At 67.9% G+C, this 10702-nt stretch carries 10 protein-coding genes; 6 read left to right on the top strand and 4 right to left on the bottom strand.

From position 1 onward, the window contains the following. Positions 1 to 6: 6 nt before the first annotated feature. The gene (locus IEV93_RS03465; protein WP_308690804.1) at positions 7 to 996 is read right to left on the bottom strand and encodes an ABC transporter substrate-binding protein; all 990 of its coding nucleotides are present in this window, start codon (positions 994 to 996) and stop codon (positions 7 to 9) included. 225 nt (positions 997 to 1221) lie between these two features. Between IEV93_RS03465 and panD the strand changes: the two genes are divergently transcribed. Beyond that, positions 1222 to 1629 carry an aspartate 1-decarboxylase gene (panD, locus tag IEV93_RS03460; protein WP_188486948.1) on the top strand — a complete coding sequence of 136 codons (408 nt, stop codon included), beginning with the start codon at positions 1222 to 1224 and terminating at the stop codon, positions 1627 to 1629. Beyond that, positions 1629 to 2924 carry a lysine N(6)-hydroxylase/L-ornithine N(5)-oxygenase family protein gene (locus IEV93_RS03455; RefSeq protein ID WP_188486946.1) on the top strand — a complete coding sequence of 432 codons (1296 nt, stop codon included), beginning with the start codon at positions 1629 to 1631 and terminating at the stop codon, positions 2922 to 2924. Before panD ends, IEV93_RS03455 begins: the two co-directional genes overlap by 1 nt. A 4-nt stretch (positions 2925 to 2928) precedes the next feature. Here the strand turns inward: IEV93_RS03455 and IEV93_RS03450 are convergent, their stop codons facing one another. Then, the gene (locus IEV93_RS03450; protein ID WP_188486944.1) at positions 2929 to 4779 is read right to left on the bottom strand and encodes a glycosyltransferase; all 1851 of its coding nucleotides are present in this window, start codon (positions 4777 to 4779) and stop codon (positions 2929 to 2931) included. A 33-nt stretch (positions 4780 to 4812) separates the two neighbouring features. Here IEV93_RS03450 and IEV93_RS03445 point away from each other — a divergent pair, with 33 nt between their 5' ends. Together IEV93_RS03445 and IEV93_RS03440 are read left to right on the top strand one after the other, a co-directional pair. Beyond that, complete coding sequence (locus IEV93_RS03445) at positions 4813 to 5706, top strand: polysaccharide deacetylase family protein (RefSeq protein WP_188486942.1); 894 nt, start codon at positions 4813 to 4815, stop codon at positions 5704 to 5706. 6 nt (positions 5707 to 5712) lie between these two features. Further along, positions 5713 to 6441, top strand: a complete 729-nt coding sequence (locus tag IEV93_RS03440) for a hypothetical protein (RefSeq protein ID WP_188486940.1) — start codon at positions 5713 to 5715, stop codon at positions 6439 to 6441. An 18-nt stretch (positions 6442 to 6459) separates the two neighbouring features. Here the strand turns inward: IEV93_RS03440 and IEV93_RS03435 are convergent, their stop codons facing one another. Together IEV93_RS03435 and IEV93_RS03430 are read right to left on the bottom strand one after the other, a co-directional pair. Further along, complete coding sequence (locus IEV93_RS03435; RefSeq protein WP_188486937.1) at positions 6460 to 7866, bottom strand: HNH endonuclease; 1407 nt, start codon at positions 7864 to 7866, stop codon at positions 6460 to 6462. A 75-nt stretch (positions 7867 to 7941) separates the two neighbouring features. Further along, a complete protein-coding gene (locus IEV93_RS03430) occupies positions 7942 to 8796 on the bottom strand; it encodes a hypothetical protein (protein ID WP_188486935.1) in 855 nt (284 codons plus the stop codon). A gap of 60 nt (positions 8797 to 8856) precedes the next feature. On the opposite strand from IEV93_RS03430, the gene IEV93_RS03425 reads away from it, so the two are divergent. Together IEV93_RS03425 and IEV93_RS03420 are read left to right on the top strand one after the other, a co-directional pair. Then, positions 8857 to 9675, top strand: a complete 819-nt coding sequence (locus IEV93_RS03425) for an S-methyl-5'-thioadenosine phosphorylase (RefSeq protein WP_188486933.1) — start codon at positions 8857 to 8859, stop codon at positions 9673 to 9675. Then, a complete protein-coding gene (locus IEV93_RS03420; protein WP_188486931.1) occupies positions 9675 to 10700 on the top strand; it encodes an NAD-dependent epimerase/dehydratase family protein in 1026 nt (341 codons plus the stop codon). Before IEV93_RS03425 ends, IEV93_RS03420 begins: the two co-directional genes overlap by 1 nt. The last annotated feature ends 2 nt before the right edge of the window (positions 10701 to 10702 follow it).

The following is a 10702-nucleotide window of genomic DNA, read 5'->3' as shown; positions in this document are numbered from 1 at the left end:
ACCGGGTCATGCGGTCGCGAGATCGGCGACCGGCTTGCCGGACAGCGCGTTGCTCAGCTGCGGCACGACGACGTCGATCGCGTAGAGCAGCGCGTTGGGACCGCTGTAGGACAGCGCACCCGCCAGCGGCGAGTCGAAGGTCGTGTAGAGCGTCCTGTCGTCACGGACCACGTCGAGACGCGTGAACGCGGGGGAGCCCGCCATCTGCGACTTTGTCGCCCCCTCGACGAACAGCACGTCGCGGTCGAGCAGCGAGAGCTTCTCCTCCGAGACGTCGCCGACGGTGTCCTGCGCGTTGAAACCGAGACCGTCGAACAGTGCGCGGCGGGGGTCGTTCTTCCCGATCAGGTAGTGCCCACCGTTCTCCGGGCCGTAGTCGACGACGAGCGTCTTGCCCGCGAACTCCGGGTGCGCGGCCTTGGCCTCGTCGATCTTCGCCTTCACCTGATCGACCAGGGCCTGCGCCTGCGGCTCCTTGCCCAGCGCCTTGCCGGTGGTGAGGAGCTGAACGTCCCAGGGGGTCTCCTCGTCCTTGTACTCGCTGGACTGGATGACCGTCGGCGCGATCTTCGACAACTGGTCGTAGGTCTTCTGATCGATGGTCTCGTAGATCGCGAAGATCACGTCCGGCTTGGCCTTGGCGATCTCCTCGAGGTTGATCGAGTCGCCGGCCATGGACGGGACACCCTTGCCGCCCGTCGCCGCCTTGACCCACGGCAACTCGTTGTAGGAATCGAAGAAGGCGCGGGTCTGGACCGGCACCACCCCCAGGGCGAGCGTGAAGTCCTGGTCGTTGTAACCGACCGTCACGACGCGCTTGGGGTCCTTGGGCACCTGGGTGGTGCCGAACTTGCCTTCGACCGCGATCGTGGATCCCGACGCCGCAGTGTTGTCGTCGGAGCTGCCACAGGCGGCGAGAAGGCCCGCGCCCAGCACAACGGCTGCGACGAGAGACAGGGCGCGGCGACCGCGCACAGAGAACATGTTCATCGACATTGCGTTAGGGTAGCATTACCTCAGCTCGAGTTCGCGACCCCGTTCCTCATCAGGTGTCGGCCCTGCAGTCGTCGAAAAGTGGGGTTGCACAGTTGGTTTCGCGTCGGCGAACGGCGTGGGCTGCATCACCACATGGTTGTCGACCCGTTCTAAGTAGGTTAGCCTACGCTTTGTTACCCCGTCCGCTCACCGCGGACGACCCCGAACAGAGCGGAGTGCCAGTCGATGCGGCGAACAATGTTGGGTGGCAAGGTGCACCGGGCCACGGTGACCCAGGCCGACCTGCACTATGTCGGGTCGATCACCATCGACCACGACCTCATGCTGGCCGCCGACATCCTCGACGGCGAGCAGGTCCAGGTCGTCGACATCACCAACGGTGCGCGGTTGTCCACCTACGTCATCGCCGGTGCGGCCGGATCGGGTGTCATCGGGATCAACGGCGCCGCAGCCCATCTCGTGGGACCGGGCGATCTCGTGATCATCATGTCGTTCCGTGAGGTCGAGGAATCCGAACTCGTCGGCCACGAGCCGCGCGTGGTGCACGTCGATTCCGCCAACCGGATCGTCGCGCTGGGCAACGATCCGTCGCAGCCGGTCCCCGGCGCGGTCGATCAGTGGGCGAGCGCCTGATGTCGTTGGTGTTGAACGACGTCCTGTCCGCGCGCTCCGGTGGCGGAGACGTCCTCGACGTCGTCGGCGTCGGTTTCGGACCGTCGAATCTCGGCCTGGCCATCGCGATCGAGGAATACAACGCCGAGCACCCCGACTCCCGCGCCATCTCCGCGGAGTTCGTGGAGTCGCAGGAGCAATTCGGTTGGCACACCGGCATGTTGATCCCCGGGACGACCATGCAGATCTCCTTCCTCAAGGACCTGGCCACGCAGCGCAACGTGCGCAGCCGGTACAGCTTCCTGAGCTATCTGACCGAGCGCGGACGTCTGACCGAGTTCATCAACCACCAGACGTTCTTCCCCACCCGCCTGGAGTTCCACGACTACCTGTCCTGGGCGGCGGCGACGGTCGAGGCCACCGTGCACTACGGCACCCGCGCGGTCGCCGTGCGTGACGAGGGCGATCATCTCGCGGTGGATCTGGTGAACGGGACCGACCGCGCGACGCTGCACACACGATCGGTCGTCCTGGCCGGCGGTCTGCACGCCCAGCTGCCCGACGGTGTCGACGAATCCGTGCGGCAGTTCCACAACCATCAGCTGCTGACCAAGCTCGGTGAGCTGCCGGAGCTCACGCACCGCCGGTTCGTCGTCGTCGGTGCCGGACAGAGTGCGGCCGAGGTCGCCGACCACCTGCACGGCACCTATCCCGACGCCGAGGTGCACGGGGTGTTCGCGAAGTACGGCTACAGTCCGGCCGACGACAGTCCGTACGCCAACCGTGTTTTCGACCCGATCGCGGTCGACGACTTCTACGCGGCCGATGAGCCGGTACGTCGTCGGCTGCTCGACTACCACCGCTCGACCAACTACTCCTGCGTCGACCTGCCCCTCATCGAGGAGCTCTACACGCGGGAGTACGCCGAGCGGGTCTCCGGGAAGCGTCGCCTGTTCTTCCACGGTGCGTCGGGCATCAGCGACGCCGAGGACACCGGATCGGGTGTGCGGGTGACGGTGGACCATCACCCGACGCGCACCTCCGAGGTGCTCGAGTGCGACGCGGTCATCTACGCGACCGGGTTCACCCCGATGCCGTTGGACGAAATCGTCGGTGACCTGGTCGCCGACGGACTGGCCCCCGGCGTCGACCGGGACTACAGGCTGCAGACCACGCGCGAGATCCCCGGTGCGATCTACCTGCAGGGCGGAACCGAGCACACGCACGGCCTGACGTCGTCGCTGTTGTCGAACATCGCCGTGCGCAGCGGTGAGATCGTCGAGGCGATCGTGCGGGAGAACGCACTCACCCGCTGAGAACTCAGATCCCGTACAGGCGAGCCCAGTTCTCGACGCTGGTGAGCTGCGGCATCGCCGACCGGTAGTCGTCGGCGACCGCGGGCGCCTCACGGCGGAACCGCAGCGTGATCCGGACGAGTCGTTCTGACATCTCCCGGGCCAGGTCGCGCTGGTGGCGACGTTCGCGGCAACCGTGCTGGGAGGCGTCGGTGACGAAGACGTGGTCGAACTGGCCGACGTGCCACCATTTCGCGTCCTCGTAGGAGATCGCGACCGGGCCGCCGATGAGTCGCCCACGGGCATGGGCGAGTGCGCGTTTGGCCAGCACGGCGTTCTCCCACCCGGGCTTCGGCGGTGGTGCGGCCCGCCGGATCGGGACCGAGGTGGGCACCGAGGTCATCGGCACCACGACGGTGTCGGCGAAGCGGCGGCGTTCGGCGTTGATGTCGCGCAGTGCGGCGGCACCTCCGTCGTCGAGGATCGACGGGCCGGACAGGAAGTCCTCGAGCGCGCGTAACTGGGTGTGCGCCAACCCGTACTGCATGCTCACGATGGACTGGGTGATGGCTCGCCCCATCTCCTTGGCGACGGCGTCGGGGGCGAAACCGGGCTGCAGCGCCGCGGTGATGAGGCCGTTGCGGGTGGCGAAGTAGTGCCCGAACCCGTCGACGTCCTTCCAGTAGAAGTCGGCGTGCCACACCCCGGCGCCGGGCAGCGTGATCGTCGGGACACCCGCACGCGCGGCGCGTAGCCCGTATTCGACGTCGTCCCACTGGAAGAACAGCGGTAGCGGCATCCCGACCCGTGCGAGCACCTCGGCCGGGATGAGGCACGTCCACCAGCCGTTGTAGGTGGCCTCCACGCGACGGTCGGGGATCTTCTTGAGCATGTTCTTGTTCTGCTGCACGAACTTGTCGTCGGTCACGCCTCGACGCAGCGTCACCAGGTCCACCTTCTCGGCCGAGGCGAGCAGGTAGGTCGGGTTGTGCAGGAACAGCATCTGCGCACCGACGATGGAGGTGGTGGCGGTCATGGAGGCGAAGGCGCCGAGTCGCAGGACGGTTTCCGGTTCGCACAGGATGTCGTCGTCCATGAGGATCACGTCCCCGTGCGGGGAGCGCTGGGCGGCCTCGTACAGGCCGCGGCTGAATCCGCCCGCACCTCCGAGGTTGGCCTGGCGCAGGTAGTGAAGCTTGTCGCCGAGCTCGGGCCGGACCCGTTCGAACAGCGGATGTCCCTCGACGGGGGAGTCACCCTGGTCGACCACCCAGACCGACTCGACGTCGGCGAGCGCGACGGGGTCCGAGGCCAGGGCCGCGACCGTCTCGGCGCACTGCGGCACACGGTTGTGCGTGCAGATGGCGATCGATATCGGGCGGGGTGCTGCGGTGGTCTCGACCGACCACTCGACGCCGGCGATCAGCGCCGTGCCGTCGACGGCCTCGAACGCCGGCCAGAGGGCTCCGCCGTCGGCGAACGCGGCGAGTGGGGCGGTCAGCGACACCGTCTCGGTCCCGTGGACGTCGACCGCGTCGACGATGCGCTGGTGACCACCGATGTCGGACGCCATCACCACGACCCGGGCACGCGCCGAGGCCTCCACGCGCACGGTGATCGTGACTGCGGTCGCCGTGGTCCACCGCTGCCAGTAACTGGCCGGGAAGCGGCCGAAGAACGTGTTCATATCCGCCCGGGCGCCCCGGTCGAGGTGCAGCTCCGAACGCGTGCGTCCCGCGCTACCGCGGTGCACCACGGCGTAGAGCGCCTCGTTGGCGACCGGTGTGGTCCCGGCGAACAGTCCGCGGGCGACGACGCGTCGGTCCGATCTGACCGCGGTCGTCGTCTCTGCGGTGGTCGTGTCTGGAGAAGTCACCGTCGCAGGGTATCGCCCTGCATGATGGGGATCATGGCGCTCCCGACACCCGGCCGGTTCGTTCACTCGGCGATCACCTCGCGTCCGCAGTTCTCCTGGCCGCACGATGCCCGGTTGGCGGTGTATGTCGCGGTCAACTGCGAGCACTTCGCCTACGACGACGGCCCCACCGGCCTCGGCTACACCCCTGGGATGGACCAACCCGACACCTACAACTGGGGATGGCGTGAGTACGGCAACCGTGTCGGTGGGTTCCGCGTCGCGGAGACGTTGGAGCGGGTGGGTATCCGGCCGACGCTGCTGGTGAACACCGAGGTCTATGACCACGCGCCCGATCTCATCGCGGCGTTCCGGGCGCTCGACGCCGACGTCGTCGCGCACGGTCGGACGAACTCGGTGCAGCCGAACCAGCTGGACCCCGAGGACGAGCGCCGAGCCATCGACGAGGTGTATCGCGCCATCGAACGTCACGAGGGCAGCGCGCCGCGGGGGTGGATGAGTCCGGGGGCGAACCCGAGTCGGGTCACCGAGGACCTGCTCGCCGCGCGCGGGTTCTCCTACACGCTGGACTGGCCGATCGACGATCAACCCGTCTGGCTGACGACCAAAGGCGGGCCATTGCTCAGCGTCCCGTATCCCCACGAGGTCAACGACCTGCCGGTGTTCGTCCACCACCACGGCACGGCAACGGAATTCGAGGCCATGATCGTCGATTCCTTCGACGAACTGAAGGAGAACTCGCGGCAGCAACCGGTGGTGCTGGCGATCTCGGTGCACACGTTCCTCACCGGCCAGCCCTACCGGCTGCGTCGGTTCCGGGCCGCCCTGGAACACATGACGGCCAACGCCGACGGCGTCTGGTTCACCACCGCCGGCGACATCGCCGAGCATTACCGAGGTCTGTTTCCTGCGCCGAAGTCCGTCTGAGGCGACATGGGGTTCTTCGACACCAACTGCATGATCACCGGCCTGAGCCTGTCCTCGGCGCGTGCCACCGCGGTCATCCTGCGCCGCTCGAAGGGTGCCGACGTCCCGACGTCGGTCGGGATCCACGGCACCTACGACCGGTACGGCACGATCGACCTGATCGAGGAGGACGCGGCGTCCGACCGGGTCGTGGAGTACTTCGTCGACGCGGCACGGGTGGGATCGTTCATCGGCGATCAGGATCCGACCGACCGAGATGTCGAAGGGCTCCTCCGAGTACTCACCGACAGCAACCTCGTCTTCGAGAACATTGGTCAACCCACCGCGACACTCGAGGGCGACCTGGTCACGTTCGCCCTCATCGCCTCCACCGTGTGGGAATCCATCTGTGCCGGTGGTCTTCGCGTCCCGGACGGGCCGCCGTCGCTCGCGGTCCGGGCGTTCGGGGTCACGCCGCTGGCTGCCCACCTCGACGCGTCGTCGTCGCCGGACGTCGACGCGTCGCTGCGGGAGCTGCTCACCGTGGACGCGACGCTCGCCGACGTCGGTCTGCGCTGGGCGTCGGTGTTCGATCCTGATCAGCGATTCCCGTCCGACGGAGCGCAACACAGTCACGACGAGATCGTCCCCACAGTGGGCGTGGCGCGCCGCACTTACCGCGACCACCCCGCGATCCTGGCCGGTGTCGAGGCGTGCATCCGGGAATCGGAATGGGACACCTGGCTTGGACCCTGACCCCCACCACCCGATCGCTCAGCTCTCGAGGTGGCGCGGGTAGGTGGTGAATTGTTCGCCGGTGGTGGTGTTGGTCCAGGTGATCGATCGGTCGTCGTGCATGACGGCTCGCCACAGTCCAGTTGTCTTGGCGTGGTGGTGCAGTCGGCACAGAAGACCCAGGTTGATCCGCACGGTCCAGCCACCCGCGGACGGGTTGGTGTGATCGAAGGGGATGGTGTGGTCGATGTCGCAGGTCTGGCCGGGGTGATCGCAGCCGACGAATCGGCAGGTGCCGTCAGCCCAGATGATCCACTCCCGCATCGATTGTGATGGTTGGTATCTCAATGCTGCTGCCGGTGGCCCGGGCGGCGGGTGATGGCCATCGTTGGTGTCGAAGCCATCGCGGATGATCCCGGCGGCGCGGGTCTTTCCGCGCCGGAACCCGGTCGCGCAGGCATCGGTGGTGCGGGTAGGGGCGGTGGCGTCGTCGAACAGTCCCTGCCATGTCGCGTCGGTGGCGAGGAGGCGGGCGTAGTCGGGATCGATCGGTCCCTGGCCCTCGATGTAGGGAACCATCGCGCCGGTCAGGCCGGCCAGGGTTGCGGCATCGACGTGGACCATCACCTGCGGGGTGCCCGGCAGGAGGTCGGTGCACGGTTCGGTGGTGTCGCCGGATGCGGTGGCATCGGGGCACTGGTCGCGCCCGCAGTGGCATGCCAGCGAGTCCTGACGGCGGGTCATCGCCCGCACCGCGGCGACCCGACGCTGCCCCGGTGTGCGGGGATCGGCGTCGCACAGTCGGTTGGTGAGCCCGGTGATGGCGGCTTCGAGCTCTGCACCGAGATCAGCGGGGACGCAGCCGTCGATCGTTGAGTGGCCATGCCGATCGGGGCGGATCTTCACGTTCTGGTGCCGCTCGAAGTCCGTGCGTTCTGCTGCGGCCAGTTCCGGGTCGATCTCGATCAGCAGGGAGTCGAGTCGATCGCGCATCTCGCGTGTCGACATGGCCTGTTCTGCCATGGTCAGCCCGGCCGACTCCATGAGCTTGCGTGGCAGGTCGTCGAGATGGGCGGTGGTGTCGGCGATCGTGCGGACCCGAGTGAGGTCGAGGTCGCCGCGGTAGAACGCGGCCCGTAGGTCCGGCAACCGATCGAGTTGCAGCGCCAGCTCGATCCACGCCGACGCGACACCGGTCGAGACCTTCAACGCGGTCGCGACCTCGATGGTGGCGCCCTTGTCGCCGATGTGGCCGAACACCGCGCCGTGGCGCTGCATCGCGATCTCACTGCGCCTCAGTTCGAACAGCCGACGAGCGGCGAACACTTTCGCTGCTGCACAACGAAATTCAGAACGCTCCGCTTCCTGGAGGAGGAGCACCGCGTCGGAGGCACACGACGACGCCAACTGGTCGTCGACCATGCTGACATCCACCCCCGCGAACATGACCCCACACTATCGGTCACGTATGACAAAAAGACTGCGCCAGAGCTAGATTCGGGAGTTGTCCACAGTTCAGGATCAATCCACAGGCGGCGGGTCCCGATGCAGCTCGTCGAGCTCGGCGGTGATCTTCGCGCGCTCGGAAGCGCTGAATCGCCGAAGCTGCATCGCGAGTACAGCTTCCGCGCCCATCCGTTCGACGTCCAGTAAGTGGCGCACGGCGGCGACGGCATCCGCAGGCTCGGCGGATCGGGTGACCACCTCGAACACCTCGGTTCGACGAGCGAGAGCCCGGTCGATCGCGGTGAGGATGTCGACGCGCTCACGGTGGCGATCGGCGTCACGATCTCGACGGTGCGATGGGTCGTCGGTGTCGGCGAGTGGGCCGTCCCAGGTGAACACCGAATCGGGGAGTTCGTCGTGGACGGAGATGTCGGAGACCGCGGCGACGGCGATCTGTCCGGCGGACTCCATCCGCGACGTCATCCCGGTCTCGTCATCGAGTACGACCGTCATCGCATCGGAGTCGCTCGTCCCGATCCGCACCGACCACCCTTGTCGCCCGTCGACAAGCACCGACGCCGCGGGGCCGACGTACGCGTCCTGACTCATCTTCATCAGCATCGACTCCGAGCCCAGCAGGTCGAGGGGATTGACCTGCCCGAGGAGCGGTAGAACGATGTCGGCCACCTGGCGCCTCATCTGGCCGTCGCTTCCCCGCAGCACCGTCGCGTCGGGACCTCGGACGTAGACCACCTCATCACTCGACTCGATCCGCCACCGGTTCTGTGGACCGTGCCAGAACCGGAACCGGTCATCGACCGGCGCTGCGTCATCGGCGACGGTGAACCGCAGTGAGGCGCTGAGGAACGACGCCCCCGCCGCGGATTGACGGCCCATCAACTCGACCCAGGAGGGGACTCGGGCATCCATGCGCCGAGACGCTACCCCCGCCACCTGCAGGACCGGGCGTCATCGGGCAGTGTTGTCGCCATGAGCGACCAGCAAGACCGCGCAACGATCGGCGTGATCGGCGGCACCGGCTTCTACTCCTTCTTCGACTCGGGATCGGAGGAGGTGGTCGTCGACACCCCGTTCGGTGCGCCCAGCGCACCGATCTCCGTGGGAACCGTCGACGGCGTGCAGGTCGCCTTCGTGCCCCGACACGGCCGCAACCACGAGTACGCGCCGCACACCGTCCCGTACCGGGCCACCATGTGGGCGCTGCGGTCCCTGGGGGTCCGGCGGGTCTTCGCGCCGTGCGCGGTCGGCAGCCTCACCACCGACATCGGACCCGGCACGCTGGTCATCCCCGACCAGCTCGTCGACCGCACGTCCGGACGGGTGCACACCTTCTTCGACACCTCCGCGGTGCACGTCAGCTTCGCCGATCCGTACTGCCCGCAGCTGCGCACCGCGGCACGGGGGGCCGCGGCGGAATCCGTCGACGGCGGTGCGATCGACGGCGGGACGATGGTCGTCATCGAGGGACCGCGCTTCTCGACCCGCGCGGAGAGTCAGTGGTTCGCCCGCCAGGGCTGGACGCTGGTGAACATGACCGGACACCCCGAGGCCGTCCTGGCCCGCGAGCTCAAGATGTGTTACGCCGCAGTCGCTCTCGTCACCGACACCGACGCCGGGGTCAGCGAGGGCGAGGGTGTGTCAGAGACGGAGGTGTACGCCGTGTTCGAGAAGAGCCTCGACATGCTCAAGGGCGTGCTGACGCGGTCGGTGGTGGCGGCCGACGCCATCGACGACTGCGACTGCGCCCAGGGTGGCCACGACGTCGACGCACTGCTGGCGAGCGTCTGATGAGCACCGTCCTGTTGACCGGCGCCGCCGGGTTCATCGGCTCACACATCCGCGCGCAACTCGAGGCCCGCGGCCATGAGGTCGTCGCCGTCGACGGCATGATCCCGGCCGCCCACGGCCCTGACGCCACCGCACCCGAGGGCGTGACGGTGGCCAATCTCCGCACCGCGGACATCGATTCGATGCTCGGCGGCGTCGACGTCGTGTGCCATCAGGCCGCGATGGTCGGCGCCGGGGTCGACGCGCGGGACGCTCCCGACTACGCCGCCGACAACGATCTCGTCACCGCCCGACTGCTGGCCGCGATGTATCGGGCGGGCGTGAGCAGGCTGGTTCTCGCGTCGTCGATGGTGGTCTACGGAGACGGCACCTACACCGACGCCGTGGGCGCCACCGTGGACCCGCCGGCACGCACCACCGACGCCCTCGAGGCCGGACACTTCGAGCGCTACCTCGCCGACGGCACCCCCGCGCAGTGGGCGCTGACCCCGGAGAGCGCGCCGATCGCACCCCGGAGCTATTACGCGGCAAGCAAAGCCGCGCAGGAGGCGTTCGCGAAGGCCTGGACCCTGGAGACCGGTGGTCAGGTGACCGCGCTGCGCTATCACAACGTCTACGGTCCGCACATGCCCCGCGACACCCCGTACGCCGGTGTCGCGGCGATCTTCCGGTCGCAGCTGGAGTCGGGCATGGCGCCCACCGTGTTCGAGGACGGCGGTCAGATGCGCGACTTCGTCCACGTCGACGACATCGCCCGGGCCAACGTGACGGCGATCGAGAAGACCCCGCCGGGGTTCGACGCGTTCAATGTCTGCTCCGGACAACCGATCACGATCGGCGAGGTCGCGGCCGAGCTCTGCAAGGCCATCGACGGCCCGGACCCGGTGACCACCGGTCGCTTCCGGCCCGGCGACGTCCGCCACATCGTCGCCGACCCGGCCCGCGCCACCGAGGTGCTCGGGTTCACCGCGACGGTGTCGCCGGCCGACGGCATCGCTGCGTTCGCGACGGCGCCGCTGCGCTGATC

This window comes from Williamsia phyllosphaerae, from assembly GCF_014635305.1.
Lineage (GTDB): Bacteria > Actinomycetota > Actinomycetes > Mycobacteriales > Mycobacteriaceae > Williamsia_A > Williamsia_A phyllosphaerae.
This window is presented reverse-complemented; position numbering and strand designations above follow the sequence as displayed.